We start from the raw sequence: 18,663 nt of genomic DNA on the forward strand, positions 1-18,663 counted from the left end.
CCCACGATCATGGCACTCTCCCGCGAACAAATGGCACAGCGCGTTGCGCGCGAACTGCAAGACGGCTTCTACGTGAACCTGGGTATCGGCATCCCGACCCTGGTCGCCAACTACGTACCGGACGGCATCGACGTGATGCTGCAATCGGAAAACGGCCTGCTCGGCATGGGCCCGTTTCCTACCGAAGAAACCATCGATGCCGACATGATCAACGCCGGCAAACAGACTGTGACCGCGCGCAAGGGCGCATCGATTTTCTCGTCGGCCGAGTCCTTCGCGATGATCCGTGGCGGCCACGTCGACCTGACCGTGCTCGGCGCGTTTGAAGTGGACGTCGAGGGCAACATTGCGTCGTGGATGATCCCCGGCAAATTGGTGAAGGGCATGGGCGGCGCGATGGACCTGGTGGCAGGTGCCGAGAACATCATCGTCACCATGACCCATGCGTCCAAGGACGGCGAATCCAAGTTGCTGTCGCGCTGCAGCCTGCCGCTGACCGGCGCCGGCTGCATCAAGAAAGTGCTGACCGACCTCGCCTACCTGGAGATCGAAAACGGCGCCTTCGTGCTGCGCGAAACCGCACCGGGCGTGACCGTCGATGAAATCATCGCCAAGACCGCCGGCAAGCTGATCGTGCCGGATGACGTGGTTGAAATGACGTTTTAACGGCGATGGCGCGGTACTTGTAGGAGCGCGCTTGCCCGCGAACCGCAGATGGCCAGACACCCACGCAGTGTCTGAACGAGCCTTTCGCGGGCAAGCGCGCTCCTACAGGATCCGCGTCGTGCCTGGCATTTTGGCCACACCCTGAGCATTCGCCACACCCGTACCTTTGGTCAGACCGCCCTGCCCCTTCAGCGATGAAGGGGCTTTGCTGTCTCTGAGCCGGTGCTTTTTTCGCGTTACCGCCAACACTTGAAACTGCCGTCCTGAAAACCTGAACAATAACTAAAAGAGGTAACACACGTGGCCGCCGACATCGAAGAAAGCCGCTCCGCCCGCTTTGCCCTGCGTTGCGCCAAATGGGCGGAACGCTGGTTCCCGGACTCGTGGGTGTTCGCCGCCCTGGCCGTGGTCATCGTCACCCTCGCCACGCTGGTCATCGGCGCCAAACCCGCCGACACCGCCAAAGCCTTCGGCGACGGCTTCTGGAGCCTGATCCCCTTCACCATGCAAATGGCCTTCGTGGTCATTGGCGGTTACGTCGTCGCCAGTTCGCCGCCTGCGGTCAAACTGATCGACCGCCTGGCGCGCATCCCGAAAAACGGCCGTTCGGCCGTGGCCTGGGTCGCGCTGATCAGCATGGTGGCCTCCTTGCTCAACTGGGGTTTGTCGCTGGTCTTCGGCGGTTTGCTGGTGCGCGCCCTGGCCCGTCGTACCGATCTGAAAATGGACTATCGCGCCGCCGGTGCCGCCGCTTACCTGGGTCTGGGCGCTGTGTGGGCGCTGGGCCTGTCGTCGTCCGCCGCGCAGTTGCAAGCCAACCCGGCCAGCCTGCCGCCGTCAATCCTGGCGATCACCGGGGTGATTCCGTTCACCCAGACGATCTTCCTCTGGCAGTCCGGCGTGATGCTGCTGGCCCTGGTGGTGGTCTCGATCATCGTCGCCTACGCCACAGCGCCTGGCCCGGCCAACGCCCGCGATGCCAAGGAATGCGGCATCGACCCGAGCTTCAGCCTGCCACCGTTGCCGCCGCGCACCCGCCCCGGCGAATGGCTGGAATACAGCCCGCTGCTGATCATTCTAATGGTCGCGCTGGCGTCCGGCTGGCTGTACAACGAGTTCAGCACCAAGCCTGCAATCACCGCGATTTCCGGCCTGAACACCTACAACTTCCTGTTCATCATGGTCGGCGCACTGCTCCACTGGCGTCCGCGCAGTTTCCTCGATGCCGTTGCCCGCGCCGTGCCGACCACCACCGGCGTGCTGATTCAGTTTCCGTTGTACGGCTCGATCGCCGCGTTGCTGACCACGGTCAAGGGCGGCGACGCGCAAACCGTCGCGCACCACATCTCGACGTTCTTCACCGGTATCGCCTCCCACGACACCTACGCGCTGCTGATGGGCGTGTATTCGGGGATTCTCGGGTTCTTCATTCCGTCCGGCGGCGGCAAGTGGATCATCGAAGCGCCGTACGTGATGCAGGTTGCCAACGACCTCAAATACCACCTCGGCTGGGCGGTGCAGATCTACAACGCCGCCGAAGCGCTACCGAACCTGATCAACCCTTTCTACATGCTGCCGCTGCTGGGCGTGCTCGGTCTGAAGGCGCGGGATTTGATCGGCTTCTCGTTCGTGCAATTGCTGGTGCATACGCCGCTGGTGTTGTTCCTGCTTTGGGTGCTGGGCACGACATTGGCGTATGTTCCACCGGTTATGCCATAAATGGGTGAATAAAGCCGGCGGGTATCTGTAGGACCGCCTTTAGCCGGGAAGAAGTCATTCGCCATACCGCAAAATCGAGAGTGCATATGAAGGCCCCTTCCCGGCTGAAGCCGGTCCTACTAAAAGCGCGCGATGTGCCGGTGGGACAGATTCAGCCGGTAAGGAGCCGCCGCGCCAGACGCGCACAACTGGCAGTTTGCGCGTTGATCGGGCTTCAATTCCCGAAACTGTATTCCCGCTCCACCCTGGAAACCCGCGTGGTGCATTGCCGATACCAGGTCGAACGGCCGCGCTCCCGGATTTCCCGATGTTCCGGATGCTCCTTCCAGGCCAGGATCGCGGCTTCATTGGCCCAGTACGACACGGTGATCCCCAACCCATCATCGCCGCGTACCGATTCCACGCCGAGGAAACCCGGCTGCTGACCAACGAGTTCGAGCATCCGCCGGGCCGCGTCGTCATATGCCTGAGCGTCGAGTTCAGTGCGGACTGAGGTGAAAATCACCGCGTAGTACGGCACGCCAAATGTGTCTGCCATCATCATGTCAAATCAACTCCGCCGCGCAGGCCAGCACAAACGCCTTCACCAACGGCGGCGTGCTGCCCTCCAGCGCGGCGCGTTCCGGTTGAAACAATGTGGCGATGAAAAAAGGATGACCGTCGAGCTCCATCGCGCGCACCTCGTCGTCTTCGTCATAGCCCGACACTTTCAGCGGACCGGCAAACACATCCGCTTCCAGTTCCTTGCGCAAACCGTAGCGGCAGCGGTAGCGCTCCTGGGTTTCCAGGGCGTTGTACGCGGTGGCAATCCGTGAACCCGGCCGCAGACGAATCAGCGCAAAGGCCTCGACCAGCGAACAACTCAACGGCGTGATGATGGCGTTCTCGGAGTCCGGCGCGGTCTCGGCGTGCTCGGCATCGGCCCAGCCCAGACCATTGCGCGCGTACTCCAGCAACGCATGCTGAAAACCGCCGCAGGTCCCAAGGAAAGGAACCTGCCGCTCGCGAGCGAAGCGGATCGCCGTCAGCGCTCCGTCCATGTCGCGGTAGGGGCTGGCCGGCACGCACCAGATGCCATGGAACGCCTGCAGGCTCGCGCCATCCCTTATGTCTGTTGTTGGCACCCACGTTGCCTGAACGTCGAGCCCGGTTTCGTCCGCCACCCTGTCCAGCGCCACCGGAATCGCTTGATGCGCCGGCACGCTCGGGTCGTAATCGCCCACCAGCGCGATCCGAATTTTTTGCCCTTGAGTCATGTGTGCTCCCTGATATCAAAACGCTTTGCGTAAGGTCCAGGGGCGACTATAAGCTTGTGGCCCTGCAATCAGAATTGGCGTCCAGGCAAGTGATCAATGCAGCCGCGCACTATCGAATCAACCATGCCGACCTCAACCTCATCCTCGCCTTGGTGCGGGGCCGGACGCTGGCCAAGGCCGCCGAACTGCTGAAGGTCGATGTCTCGACGGTATTCCGCGCGGTGCGTCGGATGGAAAAGGCGATGGGCACGGCGCTCTTCGACAAAAGCCGCGCCGGCTACGTGCCGACCAGCGCAGCACTGGCCCTCGCCCAGCAGGCGGAGAGTGCCGAGAACGCGCTGGCCCTCGCGCAATTGAGCCTTGAGCAGGGCCGGCAAGTCGTCAGCGGCACCGTGCGCCTGACCTGCACCGAAGCCATGTTGCAAAGCCTGCTGCTCCCTGCCTTGAGCCGCTTCATGCAGAACTACCCGGGGCTGCGCCTGGAACTGAACACGTCCAGCACCTTTGCCAACCTGAGCCGTCGCGACGCTGACATCGCGCTGCGTCTGACCAACACGCCGCCTGAGCACCTGGTTGGCTCTCGCCTGGGCACGGTTGGATATCGGGTCTGTTCGAGCGAAGCCTACGTGCGGCGCTGCGGTGATCTGGCCCTCGACGACATGGCCTGGATCGCCCCCGACGATTTCCTCCCCGATCACCCGACCGTGATGTGGCGCCGGCAGCATCTGCCCGGCGTGAACCTGGCCTATCGCTGCAGCTCCATGCTTGCCGTGGCCCAACTGGTGCGCGCAGGCATGGGCGTGGCAGCGCTGCCGGATTTCATGCTGAAAGACAGCGAGGTTCAGCCCATCAGCGAAGCGATCGAGGGGCATGACACCGGGCTGTGGCTGCTGACGCGCCCGGATTGCCGAGCGCTGCGCTCGGTGTCGGCGTTGTTTAGCGAGCTGACCAGGGCGATTGAGCTGTAAAAAGCGTGGTCTAGGAACGCTGCTTGACCTGTAAGAGCGCGCTTGCCCGCGAAGACGTAGTGTCAGACGGTAATAATTCGTCGGATGGACAGACCTCTTCGCAGGCAAGCGCGCTCGTACAGGGGTCGGGTTGGCTGAATATAACTGCCGGTCACCATGACGTGATTTCTGAAGTTGTCTGCCCCAAGTCAATGCCAGCCATTCCAACGCATTCCCGGCTAAAGCCGGTCCCACTAAGTACGCGGTGTTCAGGCGCCCTCTGTTCAGCCAGGAAAGAAGCCAGCACATTGAGATTGATCGGGCGCGACGCATCAGTGGGACCGGCTTCAGCCGGGAAGAGGCCAGTCCACTCGCCATCACTTTTGCGGTGAAACGCTGCTGCCTTCCCACCCCGCTCAACCACCCCGCCGCTCGCGGCGAAACTGCCCCGGGGGCATGCCGTGGGTTTTGCGAAAGCGCCGCGAGAAATAGGCTTCGTCGGTAAATCCGCAGATTTCGGCGATGTGGCTCAAGGGTTTGTTGCTGTTCATCAAATGCGTGCGCGCCAGCCGCATGCGCCGCTCCAGAACCAGTTCGGAAAAGCTGTTGCCGGTTTCCTTGCGCAGCAGGTGGGTCAAGTAGTTGGGCGACAGAAAAGCCGCCGCCGCTGCATCGGTGAGGGTCATGGCAGGGTCGGCGATGTGCGCGCGGATGTAGTCGATCACCCGGCTCATCGCATCGCGCCGTCCGCGCCGCTCTGCCTTGTTCGCCGACAACGCCAGCAACTGCGCTTCGTAGCGATTGCACACCGTGCCGATCAATTGCAGCAGGCAACCGCGCAGGATCGCGCCGGAGCCCAACGGCCTGGCGCGGTCCATGTCGCGCATCTGCACCAGCAGCGCAGTCACGTCGGCGAAGTCGGTGTCATCAAGGGTGAAATCCAGATGCTCCTGAAACCGAAACGGCGCCAGCTCAGGCGCCTCGGCCACGGGCACATCCTCCAGGTCCATCGGATCGCACTGCAGATGCTGCAGCAGAAATTCCTGAGAAAAGTTGATCAGCACAAAATTACCGTCTTCCGGGTGCGGAATCACGTGCAGTCGATGGGGCAGGATGAACGCCAAAGTGTTGCGCGGAAACGGCCTGACCGCGCCACCGATGTGCTGCACGGTGTCACCGCCGAGGTTGATCTGGATCTGGAAATATTCATGACGATGGGGCGCCGTCAGCGCGGGGCGGGCGGACTTGTCACGGATGTAAAAATCCATGCGGTCGCTGCGCTGCTGCATGCCGTAGGTCTGGATGCGGGAGGGATGGACCATCGCTGAAACACCTGAAATCGCCGGTTCGGACTGCCCCATGGTAGGGCAACGGCGGCAGCCGGACCAAACGATTCTCAGGCGGGCGTCAACAGGGGATCAGCCGATTGTCACACTCAATTCGGCAATGCTTTCGATCCCGGCGGTGACCACATCGCCGCGCTGCAACGCGCCCACCCCGGCCGGCGTGCCGGTATAGATCAGGTCGCCCGCTTTGAGACCCACCGATTGCGACAGGTGCGCGATCACGTCCCTGACCGCCCAGATCTGGTCAGACAGATCGCCACGCTGGCGATGCTCGCCATTGACGTCGAGCCAGATCGCGCCGGCTTCCGGATGCCCGATCTCGCTGACCGGGCGCAGCGGCGTGGCGGGGGCGGAGGCGTCGAACGCTTTGGCCCACTCCCACGGCCGGCCCATTTTTTTGGCCTGCGCCTGCAAGTCGCGGCGGGTCAGGTCCAGACCGACGCCATAGCCCCAGACGTGGTTCAAAGCGTCCTGCGGGTCAATGTTCACGCCGTCCTTGCCAATCGCCACGACCAGTTCGATTTCGTGGTGCAGGTCCTCGGTGAGCGGTGGATAGGCAATCTGGCCTTCAGCGGGCACCACGGCGTCGGCCGGCTTCATGAAGAAGAACGGCGGCTCGCGGTCAGGGTCGTGACCCATTTCCCGGGCGTGATCGGAGTAATTGCGGCCCACGCAGAAAACCCGACGAATCGGAAATCGGCTGGACGTCCCGGCAACGGCCAGGGAGGGTGTGGCAACGGGGGCGATAACGAACTCGGTCATGGCAGTGTCCTCGATTGAAGGTGGCTCGGCATGGGTTAAGTGTGGCAATTGAGCGCTCATCCGGGTTGGACGGATCCCGTCAGGTTTTGGACAAAACAACGCAACGCGACTCAACGAGCCGGCAGATCAGCCACGCCCTACAAACGGCATGCTGCTGGCCATGACCGTCATGTTCAGCACGTTGGCCGACAGTGGCAGTCCGGCCATGTAACTCACCGCTTCAGCCACGTGCTGCACGTTCATGGTCGGCTCGACCTGCAGATCGCCGTTGGGCTGCAATACGCCTTTGGTCATGCGATCGGTCATTTCAGTCAGGGCATTGCCGATGTCGATCTGGCCACAGGCGATGTTGAACTGCCGACCATCCAGCGCCGTGCTTTTGGTCAGGCCCAGTACGGCGTGTTTGCTGGACGTATAAGGCGAGCTGAACAACCGGGGCGTGTGCGCGGAAATCGAGCCATTGTTGATGATCCGGCCACCCTGAGGCGCCTGACGCCGCATCAAGCCGAACGCGGCACGCACGCACAAAAACATCCCGGTGACGTTGGTATCGATGACGTTCTTCCACTGCTCGACCGACAACTCGTCCATCGGTACAGCCGGTGCGCCGATGCCAGCGTTATTGAACGAGACGTCCAGCCGGCCAAAGGTATTTTCGATGGTCGCAAACAGCGCCTGGACGCTGGCCGGGTCGCGCACGTCCGTCGACACCGCGAGCGCCCGTTGTCCGGCAGCCTCGGCCTGTTCGACCAGCGCCTGCAAGGGTTCAGGGCGACGCCCGGCCAGCACGACGGCAAAACCGTCGGCCAGCAACTGCAGCGCCACGGCACGGCCAATGCCGCTGCCGGCGCCCGTTACCAGAGCGACTTTCAACACAGAAGATGAAGACATGCGCGATTACTCTTGTTATTGGAGAGGTGTTGTTGGAGAGCTGCTGTTAGAAAGAGTCAGGCGGCAGATCGTCAGCTGTGAACAGGCGTCAGCACCGGCTGATCCGCGTAAAACGCCAGCAGGTTGTCGGCGACCATTTGCACAGTGTCGCGCGATGCTTCCGGCGACAATCCCGCCAGGTGCGCGGTGAGGACCACGTTGTTCAAGGCTTTCAGGGTATCGGGGACGTGGGGCTCGTCGTCGAATACGTCCAGCGCCGCCCCGGCCAGGCGGCCGTGCTGAAGCGCGTCGATCAGCGCATCGGTGTCGACAACGCTGGCCCGGGCGATGTTGACGATGAAGCCGTTGGCGCCCAACGCTTCGATGGCGGCTTTGTCGATCAGGTGCCGCGTCGAGCCGCCGCCCGGCGTCGCGACCACCAGAAAGTCAGACGCTTCTGCCAGCGCCAGCGGGGTCGCGCAATAGTTGAAATCCACGCCCGCCCGGGGCGAACGGCTGTGATAGTTAATGACCATGTCAAACCCCAGCGCCCGTTTGGCGATGGCCATCCCGACCGAGCCAAGGCCGAGAATGCCCAGGCGTTTGCCGGCGAACGAAGGCCGGGTGACTTTGCGCCATTCGTTGCGGCGCACCGACGCGTCGGCCTGCGGGATGTCACGAACCGCTGCCAGCAGCACTGCCATCGCATGGTCCGCTACCGTCGGTGCGTTCACCCCTGCCCCGTTGGTCACCACAATGCCCCGCGCCTCGGCGGCTTCGAGGTCGACGCGCTCGTAGCCCGCGCCAATCACACAGATGATGCCGAGGTTCGGCAGCGCGGCCATTTCCTCGGCGGCGAACCCCAGCGGCCCACGGGTCAACACCGCATCAATCTCCTCCCCCCCGTTCGCCACCGCCTCGGCGCGCATCGCCGGCGTCGGCGCAAGAATCAGGCGAAAGCCGCTGCTTTCCAGAATCGGCAAATACATGTTCACGCTTTCAACCAGCACCAACACCGTTTTCATCATCCCTCCGCTGCGCAAAATTCATGGTGCTGACAGTAGCGCGAGTGAGAGCGGTTTGGCAGGGCTGGAAGCCAGATAGAGATGGATTTCATAATAGACACGGTGCCGGATTGCCAGCCCGACTGAGTGTTCCCCAGCTAAAACTAGGCCCACTGCGCTAATCCACGTTGCCGAGACGTAATCCCCCGGTTAGCGTCCGTCGGCACCTCAATGTCATAAACATCCCGGAAACTGGCAGCGCTCCATCGCCACTCAAACCGACAGCAACCCCCCTCGCAACGACAACCCCGGTTGCCCGCCATGCACGTTGCTGTTTAAGGTCTGAGCCTTGGGACACCCGATTTCGTCACGACAAAACGATGTGCCACGCGGTGCGGCAGCGGCTGCGCCATGAACGGACATGCACAAAAGGAACGTCAGAACCATGTTGAAAGGATTATCCAGAACGTTGAGCGGCGCCGCGATTGCCGGTGTGTTGTTGTCATCCGCCGTGGCCCTGGCGGCCGCTGATACTGGCAAGGAACCGGGTCGGGCGCTGGCGGCGAAGATCGGCGTGCCGTGGCCGGCGGTCATTGCCCATCGCGGCGCATCGTTCAATGCGCCCGAGGAGACGGTCCCTTCCTACACGCTGGCCCGCGAACTGGGTGCTGACTACCTGGAGATGGACATCCAGCGCACCAAGGATGGCGTGCTCATCGCGCTGCACGACAACACGCTGGAGCGCACCACCAACATCGCCGAGGTCTACCCGCAACGGGCCAAAGACCCGCTGAACACGTTCACGCTGGAAGAAATCAAGCGCCTGGACGCCGGCTCCTGGTTCAACAAGGCTTACCCGGATCGCGCCCGCGCCACCTACGCCGGGCTGAAGATTCTGACGCTGGACGAAGTCATCGACATCGCCGAAGGCGGCAAGAACAAGCCCGGCTTGTACATCGAAACCAAGGTGCCGGCGCAGTTTCCGGGCATCGAAGAAGATTTGAAGAACAAGCTTGATCAGCGCGGTTGGCTGAGCCAGCGTCCTGCCGCCGAGAAAGGCTACGTCAACGTCGCCCACATGCCGGGCCGCGTGGTGCTGCAGACCTTTGAAAAACCAAGCATGGAATTGCTGCAGAAGAGCATGCCCGACACCCCGAAAGTGCTGCTGCTGTGGCTGGGTGACGGCTCTATCGAAGCGGCATCGGGCAAGACTTTCAAGGACTCGGGGGCCAAGGACAAAGCCAGCTTTTACGCCAGCCAGCAGGTGAAATCCAAAGAAGAGTTCGCCGCCTGGATGGACTGGGCCAAAGACCACGGCGCCGTAGGTACCGGGCCGTCGGCAGCGCTGAAGAACGGCGGTGACCAGAGCTACAGTGACCTGGTGCAGCCGTGGATGAACAAGATGGCCCACGATCGCGGAATGATCGTTCATCCGTACACCGTGGATGACGCGGTGGATTTCAAGGCGATCAGCGAACAGGGCGTGGATGGGTTCTTCACCAACCGGGCTTCGGAATTGCTGAAATTCTACGGCCGGCCCTCGAAGGAAAGCATGGATTCAATCCTGAAACGCAGCGGTTTCTGAGTCAGCAACCGGTGGTGCGCGCTACTGGCGAATACGGCGTGTCAGGTGGTACCTGGTGTCGCTGACATACCGCGATCGCGGGCAAGCGCGCTCCTACAGAATCAAGTCCAGCAGCGGATGGCGGGTTGTACGCCAGTTACGCCAGTTCCGCCACCACCGCTGCCAACGCTTTCGCCGGATCAGCCGCTTGGCTGATCGGGCGGCCGATGACCAGATAGTCGGAGCCTGCATCCAGCGCCTGGCGCGGCGTCAGAATGCGGCGCTGATCGTCCAGCGCGCTGCCGGCCGGACGAATGCCCGGCGTCACCAGCTGCAGTGACGGGTGCGCCGCTTTCAGCGCCTGGGCTTCCAGCGCGGAACACACCAGACCGTCCATCCCGGCTTTTTCAGCCAGTGCCGCCAACCGAAGCACTTGCTCCTGGGGCTCGATGTCCAGACCGATCCCGGCCAGATCCTCGCGCTCCATGCTGGTCAGCACGGTGACACCGATCAACAGCGGTTTGGGGCCGGTGCGCTGATCCAGCACCTCACGGCAGGCCGCCATCATGCGCAGGCCGCCGGAGCAATGCACGTTGACCATCCACACGCCCATCTCGGCGGCGGCCTTGACCGCCATTGCCGTGGTGTTCGGAATGTCATGGAATTTAAGGTCCAGGAACACTTCGAAACCCTTGCTGTTGAGGGTTTCGACGATGTCCGATGCGCAGCTGGTGAACAGCTCCTTGCCTACCTTGACCCGGCACAGCTTGGGGTCCAGCTGATCAGCCAGATTCAACGCGGCTTCGCGGGTCGGGAAATCCAGGGCGACGATGATGGGGGTCTGGCAGGCGGACATGAGCGGGTTCTCTGGCAAGTCGAAATCGGCGCGCATTGTAGCCGAACATCCCGCAACGCGGGACCCGGCAATCGGTAAATGCCTGCCCGACACGCGCCGGGCGTTGAGCATCTCCTACAATTGAACCACTGGACAGCGTCGCTGCTCCAAGCCCTATCACAAGAAGGAGAGCGTTATGCCCTGGTATGCCTGGTTAATTCTGGTCGTTGCAATCGGCTCGATCGTCGGCGGTCTGCTGATGCTCAAGGATTCAGCGAAGAAACTGCCCCTCACCGATGAGCAACTCAAGCGCGTCCATGAGCGCAACGCCGAGATGGACGCAAAAGACGCGCGAGACCGCTAAGCGCGTGTTGTGGGGGCGCCTCTTCAGCGCTCCCGCATCCCGCCCGCCTGATCACCCGCCACCCGTTCTCAGCCGGTAATGACTGCCTTCGTCAGTCCTTCTCGGCCGCTTCGCCCAGCGCTACGGCATGGTGGGTGGATTGTGGCGTCACCGCGATGCGAAACGGCTGAAAGATTTTGAACATTTCCCCGTTCTCCCGGAGCTGGCGCAGCAGTTCGCTGAAGCGTTCGCCGCTGATGGGTGCATCCGGGCGCAACAGCGCGTAGTGCCGATAGACTTGGTCCACACGGTCCGACACCAGAAACTGGTCGGCATCCTGCGGGTTGTTCGACATGAACGTACTCAGGTAGGAGCGCGTTACCAGCGCGATATCCGCGCGGTCCCGCAGCACCATCAGCAAGTTGCTGTCGTGGGAATAGGTCAGCGTGGCGTTGTAGTTGTCGGCAAGGAATTTAGGGTCGGCGTCGAAACGCGCGAACGCGTAGTGATAGCCGCTGAACAGCGCAAGGCGCTTGCCATGCAACTCATCGAAATAGGCCTGGGTCCTGCCCTGCAAGCGATGGGCGACAAACACTTCGGCGTCTTCAAGGCCCATATCAACATCTTCATGGGGAATGCCTTTCCAGCCCCAGTCCGGGTTCTCGAAGATAGCCATGTCAAAGCGCGCCTGCTGGAAATCGCGAAACCGGCGCGGGATGGAAGTGGGCACCGCTTCAAAGCGATAGTCGTTCTGCATCGCGTTCAGCGCGCTGATCATCTGCGGCAACAGCCCGGTGTCTTCGCCGCGTTCCGGACGAATCGTATACGGCGGGAAATGCGCCGCACCAATGCGCACGATCTGCGTCGCACCGGCCTGCCAGGCCCACAGCGTAGTGGTCGTGAACAGCAGGGTGTTAAAAGCCATCCGCATCGGCGTGGACATCAAGACAAGGCACCTCAGGCGAAACGGAGTACGTAAGCTATGCGTTCGCGATCAATTAGACAACGGTAAAACGGAGGCTAAATCGCCCCTGTCGCACCAACTCCCGCCCTCCTAGCGCCTTGCTGCCCCCTGTCCATGCTTGCCACCTTCCCGGCTAAAGCCGGTCCCACAACAGCGCGCGATATTCTGTAGGACCGGCTTTAGCCGGGAAGAGGCCCGTCTGAGCGCCACCCATTTGGGGGTGTGCCGCCCGACGCTTTCCTGGGTAAAGCCGGTCCCACTAACAGTGTAATCCCGGCTGAAGCTGTCCTTGTCCTTTGCGTTATCGACCGCACTGCGCTTTAGGTGAGCATCGGATGCGCATGCAATTTATGCCGAGGCGCGTTGGCCAGGCAAGCGCTGTCACGGCCATATACAAGTCAGACGCTACAAAAGAGGCTGCCGCTGCAAACCTTCCTGCCTGCCGCGAGTCCCAATCATGGATCATCTGCGCCGGGCAGTTGGACGTGACGGCCTTGATGTGACTACGCTCCAGGGCGCTGCCGCAGGTTATGAAACTGGAGTTCAAGATGTCCTACTGGCTGGTGATAGACCTGGAGGCCACCACCGAAGAGGGCGGATGGCCGGTGGCGGAGATGGAAATCATCGAAATCGGTGCGTCACTGGTCAATCAGGAGGGGCGCGAAATCGACCATTTCGAACGCTTCGTACGGCCCATGCGCCGGCCGTTGCTCACGCCTTTCTGCCGAGAGCTGACGCACATTCAGCAGCGCTTGATCGACAGTGCGTCGACGTTGCCCGCCGTATGGCCACAGTTCGAACGCTGGATCGCCCAACACCGCGAGCGACTGGTCGCCTGGACCAGTTGGGGCGACTATGACCGCCAGCAACTGCAACAGGACTGGCGTCAGCATCAGCTCACCAGCGAACTCGCCACCCTGCCCCACATCAACCTGAAGCAACGCTTCGCCAAAGCCCGTCACCTGCAAAAACCCTGCGGCCTGAACGCCGCGCTGCAACTGGCGGGAATGCATTTCAATGGCCAGCAACACCGGGCGCTGTCGGACGCGCGCAATACCGCGCGGTTGTTACCGCTGGTGATTCCCGGCTGAAACATGACGCATTTATCAAAGCGGATGACGGCCTTTTGTACGTTCGGCATACTGTCCGGCCTTTTCCAGCCCTTTCCAAGGAGATCAGCCATGTTCAAGGTCAACGAGTATTTCGACGGTACCGTCAAATCCATCGCCTTCAAGCAAGCAGCAGGCGACGCGACCATCGGCGTCATGGCTCCCGGAAAATACAACTTCGGCACCAGCGACCGCGAAATCATGCATGTGATCTCAGGCGAGCTGAAAGTGCTGCTACCGGGCGCCAATGACTGGGAAACCTTCAAAGCCGGCGAGAGTTTCAAGATTCCGGCGAACGTCAAATTCGATGTCGAAGCGACCGAAGAAACCGCCTACCTCTGCGAATACCGCAAAGACTGACGCGCCGATTCAGGTCGGCCTTCAGCCGGCCTGCTCCATCCCTGTGTTGAACTGCAAGGCCGCCAGACGCGCGTACAGCGGGTTGCTGGCAATCAGCTCGCGATGGGTTCCCACCGCGACCAGTTTCCCCTGATCCATCACCGCAATGCGGTCGGCGTTCTGTACCGTCGCCAGTCGATGGGCGATCACCAGGGTCGTGCGGCCCTTCATCAACGTCGGCAACGCCTGCTGAATCAGGTACTCACTCTGGGCATCCAGTGCGCTGGTGGCTTCGTCGAGCAACAGAATCGGCGCATCGGCCAGCAAAGCTCGGGCAATCGCGAGCCGTTGACGCTGCCCGCCCGACAAGCCCATGCCGCCATCACCCAGATGGGTCTGATAACCCTGGGGCAGCAGCTGAATGAACTCATGGGCATGGGCAGTCCGTGCTGCCGCTTCCACCTGCTCGACGCTCGCCGCCGGGTTGCCGTAGCGAATGTTGTCCTCCACCGAGCCGAAAAACAGCGCGGGCGTCTGCGACACCCAGGCGAAGCAACGCCGCAGGTCCAGCGGGTCAAGGCGCTCGGCAAGCATGCCTTCGATGAGCACGCGCCCCTGCTGCGGGTCATAGAAACGCAGCAGCAGATCGAACAGCGTCGACTTGCCCGCGCCGGAAGGCCCGACCAGCGCCAGGGTTTCCCCCGCTTCGACGGTCAGGCTCAAGCCGTCCACGGCGTTACGCTCCGGGCGTGACGGGTACGCGAAACTGAGATTTTCCAGCGCCAGGCGACCGCTGATGCGCGCCGGCAGCGTCAGCAGATCGCGGGCCGGCGCGGTGATTTCGCTGCGCGCCTGCAGCAGTTCGGTGATGCGCTCTGCCGCGCCCGCTGCCCGTTGCATCTCGCCGATCACCTCGCTGAGGGTGCCGAACGCGCTGCCGACGATCAGGCTGTAGAACACGAACGCCGCCAGCTCGCCGCCGGAGATGCGGCCGGCAATCACATCCATGCCGCCGACCCAAAGCATCACACCCACCGCGCCCAGCACCAGCACGATCACCAGGGTAATCAGCCACGAGCGTTGCAGAATCCGCTTACGCGCCGTCTCGAACGCGTCTTCGGCTGTCTGCGCAAAACGCTGCCGATCCTGCTCCTGATGGTTGTAGGCCTGAACGGTTTTGATCTGCCCCAGCGCCTCGGAGACGTAGCTGCCAACGTCCGCGACACGGTCCTGGCTCTCCCGCGACAGGCTTCGCACGCGGCGCCCGAAAATCAGGATCGGCGCGATCACCAGCGGCAACGCCACGACGACGATGCTGGTGAGCTTGGGGTTGGTGAAGAACAGCAGGATGATTCCGCCGATGACCATCAGCGCGTTGCGCAGGAACATCGACAGCGAAGAGCCGATCACCGATTGCAGCAACGTGGTGTCGGCGGTCAGGCGCGACTGAATCTCCGAGCTGCGGTTATTCTCGTAGAAGCCGGGGTGCAGGCTGACCAGGTGGTCGAACACCTGCTTGCGCAGATCGGCGACCACGCGTTCGCCAATCCACGACACCAGATAGAAGCGCGCGAAGGTGCCGAGGGCGAGGGCGACCACCAGCCCCATGAACAGGCCGATGGTTTCGTTGAGCAGCGTCGGTGAACGGGTCATGAACCCCTGATCGACCATCAGCCGGATACCTTGCCCCATCGACAGGGTAATGCCCGCAGTGACCACCAGCGCGAGCAACGCGCCGATGGCTTGCTTGCGGTACGGCGCGATCATGCGCAGGGCAAGGCGAATGGCATGCCGCTGACGGCCGGAGAACACTGAAGCCATGGAGGACACTCACGAGACGAATCAGCCGCAGAGCCTACACCTCCCTCCTCGCACACGCTCGTCAGCTTTCGCTGAACTCCGCGCACCGTCGTCAGTCAAGGAATGCTGTCACGGCGCGGTCATGCCGGCGTGATTACTATCGACGCGCTCTTACCTGATGAGGAGACAGCCCATGAGCTTGCAAAGCAGCAGCAATCAAGAACCCGTGTTCCGCCCTCAACCCGAACTGCAACTGGGTGGCGCGATACTCGACAGAAACGGGCAGGAAATTCTGATTACTGAAGAAATGGTCCAGGCCGCCTGCCAGGAATGCGAGAAATACTGGGTGCAGCCCGAAAAACAAGATTGATGTGCAGATTTGATTGAAACCCGGCCATGGCGCCGGGTTTTTTATGGGCGTTATAAACATTCTGCAATACACAGCGCGTTTATCCAGTTGCTCATTGCCGGGCACTACGATTACGTCCTTGAGACTTTCAACAGTCAATCCAACTTAACTCAAGGAACAAGCGCCATGACCGAAACACACTACGCCTACACGCCAAAAGAACTGGATGCCGTATTCGAGGCGATCGTAGGCACCATGTTTGATGTGCCTAAAGACATTGCAGACGATGGAAGTCCTGCACCGAAGATCCTGGTGGTCGCCGGGGTGCAGGGCTCGGGCAAGACGTACATGCTGAACAATACGCTCCTCAAAACACCGGGCTACGGCAACTACGTGCATCTGTACCAGGAAAACTTCCGCGAGCTGCATCCTCGCTATGCGGACTTCGCCGATCAGGACGTGACCCGCCGGTACAAACATACGGAGGCGTTCATCTGGGAGCTGTGCAGCCGCATCTTCGCTTATGCCCACAGCAACAAGTTCAACATCGTAATGGAAACCGCGCTGGACACCAAAGCGTTTGCCACGGTGATCTCGGGCCAGGAACTGGCTGACTACCAGTTCGACGTTCATTTGATCGGATGCAAGAAGGACTTCGTTCACCTCTCAACCATCAAGCGCGCCTTCAACGCGCTGGAAGCCGGGACCCTGGAGCGCTTCGTCGATATCGCCACCATCGAAACGAGCATCGAAAACGCCGAGGTCATTCTCAACGCGTTCGAAGAGGCCTGCATGAGGGTCAGTGGCTCTACGATCAGTCTGTACGAGCGAGGCTTCGGTGAACTGAAGAACCGAAAGAAGCTGTGCAGCAGCCGCTGTGATCGGGTCAGTTCGCTGACCCCTTACGTGTTCATCGACGAACAAGGTGTGGCGATCACCGTGCAGGAACAGGTGCACCGGATTGAGCGCAGCGAGGCGTTGCCGATCCCTTGCAGCTTCGCCAGCTTCATCGGACTGATCGAAGCCCCGGTGACGCGCCGTGAAGATCGCGAGGAGGCGTGGCATGAGGCCTATAACGCACTCCCGAAGATGCGCCGATTCTGGCAGCACGTTCCGCAACGACTGCCCGAAACGTTGTGGTCTTACATCAAGAAATACACCGTGTGAATCAATCGGCGATCAACGTTGCGCCCAAGGCCTCGACGATCTGACGCAGAGCCGCCGACTCGCCGTTGATGCGCACCTGCAGGCTGTCGATTTCCCGGCGGGGCGGGTAATGCTTGCGTAGCGCGTCGAAGGCAAGGCGTTGGCTGTCGGCCCCCCCTACCACACTGCGGCGGAAATCCGCGTCGTCGCGGCGCGGATCGTAAACGCCGCGACACAGCGCATTCAGCGCCCAGACCGGGTCCGTGGCGGCATCCAGATCAACCCCGGCCAGCCAGGGCTTGGGCAGCAAGTCTTCAAGACGGATGCTCGCCGGTTGGCCGAGGTGCGCGCACAGCGCCTGGTAGATTTGCGCCGTGCCGCGCTGTCGGCCATCGAGGCTATAGCCGGCGATGTGGGGCGTGCCGATCACGCACAATTCGGCCAGTTCGACATCGACCGCCGGCTCGTGCTCCCAGACGTCCAGCACCGCTTGCAGGTCTTCGCGCTCCAGCAACACATGGCGCAAAGCGGTGTTGTCGACCACCGGGCCACGCGCGGCGTTGATCAGCCAGGCGCCCTGCTTGAGCTGCTGCAAGCGAGTGCGGTCGAACAGGTGCCAGGTGGGCGTGTCGCCGTGTTTATCCAGCGGTGTGTGCAAGCTGATCACATCGCAGCGGGCGATGATCTCGTCGAGGCTGACGTAATCGCCGCTTTCACCGGCCTGACGCGGCGGGTCGCAGACCAGGACGTTCCAGCCCAGGCCGCGCAGAACCTTGATCAGGCGACTGCCGACCTGCCCCGCGCCGACCACGCCATAGGTGCGACTGGCGAGTTCGACGCCTTCGATTTCCGCGAGGGTCATCAGGCTGCCCAGCACGTAGTCCACCACGCCACGGGCGTTGCAGCCCGGGGCGCTTGACCATTGAATGCCAGCTTCCTTGAAGTAGTCGAGATCAAGGTGATCGGTGCCGATGGTGCAGGTGCCGACGAAGCGCACCGGCGTACCTTCGAGCAAGGCGCGGTCGACCCGCGTCACCGAGCGCACCAGCAGAATATCGGCGTCGGCGACGGCAGCACGGTCGAGCGTGCGCCCCGGATAACGCTGGATGTCACCCAAGCCTGCGAAGAAGGCGTTGAGCAAGGGAATGTTTTCGTCGGCAACTATGCGCATGTCAGGGCTCCTGGAGTGGCCGCAGTGTAGGCGCCAGAGTCCTGCCGAGCCAGCATGACGCGAAAAGCGTCAGTCGCTGCGCAGCCAATCAGTCGAGCTTCTTGCGGATCCAGTAGAGGAACTCGCCGTCGCCCGCCTGTTTGTCCACCAGCTCGTGGCCGAGGAACACACAGAATTTGGGAATATCACGCTGGGTGGAAGGATCGGTGGCAATTACCTTGAGCAAGCCGCCGGGCGGCAGGTCACGCACCTTCTGGTGCAGCATCATGACCGGCTCGGGGCAATTGAGGCCGGTGGCGTCGAGCACGGCATCGACGGCGGGGCTTTTAATGGAATCAGACATGGGGCGCTCCGGAAACAGGCCGGCATTGTCGCCTAATTGATGAAGCACGCCAAATCGGGCAGCCGGGTTGGGTAGGAAATCCATGAGCAAATGGGCATGGACTACGCTGCTGCCTACAAACTTTGTAGGA

General features: G+C 61.8%; 20 protein-coding genes. 9 read left to right on the plus strand and 11 right to left on the minus strand.

Annotated elements, in window-relative coordinates; genetic code table 11:
* Positions 1 to 9 precede the first annotated feature (9 nt).
* Together OKW98_RS21390 and OKW98_RS21395 are read left to right on the plus strand one after the other, a co-directional pair.
* Entirely contained in the window at positions 10 to 666 is a 657-nt protein-coding gene (locus OKW98_RS21390) for a CoA transferase subunit B (protein WP_074892416.1), read from the plus strand.
* A 300-nt stretch (positions 667 to 966) separates the two neighbouring features.
* Positions 967 to 2,385, plus strand: a complete 1,419-nt coding sequence (locus tag OKW98_RS21395; RefSeq protein WP_265386550.1) for a short-chain fatty acid transporter — start codon at positions 967 to 969, stop codon at positions 2,383 to 2,385.
* Between the two features lie 214 nt (positions 2,386 to 2,599).
* On the opposite strand, the gene OKW98_RS21400 is transcribed toward OKW98_RS21395, so the two are convergent.
* Together OKW98_RS21400 and OKW98_RS21405 are read right to left on the minus strand one after the other, a co-directional pair.
* Positions 2,600 to 2,926, minus strand: a complete 327-nt coding sequence (locus tag OKW98_RS21400; protein ID WP_265389802.1) for an antibiotic biosynthesis monooxygenase family protein — start codon at positions 2,924 to 2,926, stop codon at positions 2,600 to 2,602.
* 4 nt (positions 2,927 to 2,930) lie between these two features.
* The gene (locus OKW98_RS21405; protein WP_265386551.1) at positions 2,931 to 3,641 is read right to left on the minus strand and encodes a CTP synthase; all 711 of its coding nucleotides are present in this window, start codon (positions 3,639 to 3,641) and stop codon (positions 2,931 to 2,933) included.
* Positions 3,642 to 3,697: 56 nt separating this feature from the next.
* Between OKW98_RS21405 and OKW98_RS21410 the strand changes: the two genes are divergently transcribed.
* On the plus strand, positions 3,698 to 4,609 hold the full coding sequence (locus OKW98_RS21410) for a LysR family transcriptional regulator (RefSeq protein ID WP_265386552.1): 912 nt from the start codon (positions 3,698 to 3,700) through the stop codon (positions 4,607 to 4,609).
* Positions 4,610 to 5,004: 395 nt separating this feature from the next.
* Here OKW98_RS21410 and OKW98_RS21415 read toward each other — a convergent pair whose 3' ends face one another.
* The 4 genes from OKW98_RS21415 to OKW98_RS21430 form a co-directional block, all read right to left on the minus strand.
* The gene (locus OKW98_RS21415) at positions 5,005 to 5,910 is read right to left on the minus strand and encodes a helix-turn-helix transcriptional regulator (RefSeq protein ID WP_265386553.1); all 906 of its coding nucleotides are present in this window, start codon (positions 5,908 to 5,910) and stop codon (positions 5,005 to 5,007) included.
* A gap of 96 nt (positions 5,911 to 6,006) precedes the next feature.
* Complete coding sequence (locus OKW98_RS21420; RefSeq protein ID WP_265386554.1) at positions 6,007 to 6,696, minus strand: fumarylacetoacetate hydrolase family protein; 690 nt, start codon at positions 6,694 to 6,696, stop codon at positions 6,007 to 6,009.
* Positions 6,697 to 6,822: 126 nt separating this feature from the next.
* On the minus strand, positions 6,823 to 7,587 hold the full coding sequence (locus OKW98_RS21425; protein ID WP_265386555.1) for an SDR family oxidoreductase: 765 nt from the start codon (positions 7,585 to 7,587) through the stop codon (positions 6,823 to 6,825).
* Between the two features lie 71 nt (positions 7,588 to 7,658).
* Positions 7,659 to 8,591, minus strand: a complete 933-nt coding sequence (locus OKW98_RS21430) for a 2-hydroxyacid dehydrogenase (protein ID WP_265386556.1) — start codon at positions 8,589 to 8,591, stop codon at positions 7,659 to 7,661.
* A gap of 424 nt (positions 8,592 to 9,015) precedes the next feature.
* Here OKW98_RS21430 and OKW98_RS21435 point away from each other — a divergent pair, with 424 nt between their 5' ends.
* Positions 9,016 to 10,155 (plus strand): glycerophosphodiester phosphodiesterase, encoded by a 1,140-nt coding sequence (locus OKW98_RS21435; protein ID WP_265386557.1) that lies wholly within the window; start codon positions 9,016 to 9,018, stop codon positions 10,153 to 10,155.
* Between the two features lie 136 nt (positions 10,156 to 10,291).
* Here the strand turns inward: OKW98_RS21435 and pyrF are convergent, their stop codons facing one another.
* A complete protein-coding gene (gene pyrF / locus OKW98_RS21440; RefSeq protein ID WP_265389803.1) occupies positions 10,292 to 10,990 on the minus strand; it encodes an orotidine-5'-phosphate decarboxylase in 699 nt (232 codons plus the stop codon).
* 175 nt (positions 10,991 to 11,165) lie between these two features.
* Between pyrF and OKW98_RS21445 the strand changes: the two genes are divergently transcribed.
* Positions 11,166 to 11,333, plus strand: coding sequence for a DUF2897 family protein (locus tag OKW98_RS21445; protein ID WP_265386558.1), 168 nt, complete (start codon positions 11,166 to 11,168; stop codon positions 11,331 to 11,333).
* 91 nt (positions 11,334 to 11,424) lie between these two features.
* Here the strand turns inward: OKW98_RS21445 and OKW98_RS21450 are convergent, their stop codons facing one another.
* Positions 11,425 to 12,255 (minus strand): substrate-binding periplasmic protein, encoded by an 831-nt coding sequence (locus OKW98_RS21450; RefSeq protein WP_265386559.1) that lies wholly within the window; start codon positions 12,253 to 12,255, stop codon positions 11,425 to 11,427.
* A gap of 569 nt (positions 12,256 to 12,824) precedes the next feature.
* Between OKW98_RS21450 and OKW98_RS21455 the strand changes: the two genes are divergently transcribed.
* Complete coding sequence (locus OKW98_RS21455) at positions 12,825 to 13,367, plus strand: exonuclease domain-containing protein (protein ID WP_265386560.1); 543 nt, start codon at positions 12,825 to 12,827, stop codon at positions 13,365 to 13,367.
* A 90-nt stretch (positions 13,368 to 13,457) separates the two neighbouring features.
* Positions 13,458 to 13,745 carry a pyrimidine/purine nucleoside phosphorylase gene (locus OKW98_RS21460; protein WP_265386561.1) on the plus strand — a complete coding sequence of 96 codons (288 nt, stop codon included), beginning with the start codon at positions 13,458 to 13,460 and terminating at the stop codon, positions 13,743 to 13,745.
* A gap of 21 nt (positions 13,746 to 13,766) precedes the next feature.
* Here the strand turns inward: OKW98_RS21460 and OKW98_RS21465 are convergent, their stop codons facing one another.
* A complete protein-coding gene (locus OKW98_RS21465) occupies positions 13,767 to 15,545 on the minus strand; it encodes an ABC transporter transmembrane domain-containing protein (protein ID WP_265386562.1) in 1,779 nt (592 codons plus the stop codon).
* Between the two features lie 172 nt (positions 15,546 to 15,717).
* On the opposite strand from OKW98_RS21465, the gene OKW98_RS21470 reads away from it, so the two are divergent.
* The gene (locus OKW98_RS21470; RefSeq protein WP_166650608.1) at positions 15,718 to 15,894 is read left to right on the plus strand and encodes a PA1571 family protein; all 177 of its coding nucleotides are present in this window, start codon (positions 15,718 to 15,720) and stop codon (positions 15,892 to 15,894) included.
* A gap of 165 nt (positions 15,895 to 16,059) precedes the next feature.
* On the plus strand, positions 16,060 to 17,040 hold the full coding sequence (locus OKW98_RS21475; RefSeq protein ID WP_265386563.1) for a zeta toxin family protein: 981 nt from the start codon (positions 16,060 to 16,062) through the stop codon (positions 17,038 to 17,040).
* Position 17,041: 1 nt separating this feature from the next.
* On the opposite strand, the gene pdxB is transcribed toward OKW98_RS21475, so the two are convergent.
* Together pdxB and tusA are read right to left on the minus strand one after the other, a co-directional pair.
* Positions 17,042 to 18,190: a 4-phosphoerythronate dehydrogenase PdxB gene (gene pdxB, locus OKW98_RS21480; protein ID WP_265386564.1), complete on the minus strand. Its 1,149-nt coding sequence runs from the start codon at positions 18,188 to 18,190 to the stop codon at positions 17,042 to 17,044.
* A gap of 88 nt (positions 18,191 to 18,278) precedes the next feature.
* A complete protein-coding gene (gene tusA, locus OKW98_RS21485; protein ID WP_237252274.1) occupies positions 18,279 to 18,533 on the minus strand; it encodes a sulfurtransferase TusA in 255 nt (84 codons plus the stop codon).
* Positions 18,534 to 18,663: the final 130 nt, after the last annotated feature.

Origin of the sequence: Pseudomonas sp. KU26590, assembly GCF_026153515.1 — a bacterium.
Lineage (GTDB): Bacteria > Pseudomonadota > Gammaproteobacteria > Pseudomonadales > Pseudomonadaceae > Aquipseudomonas.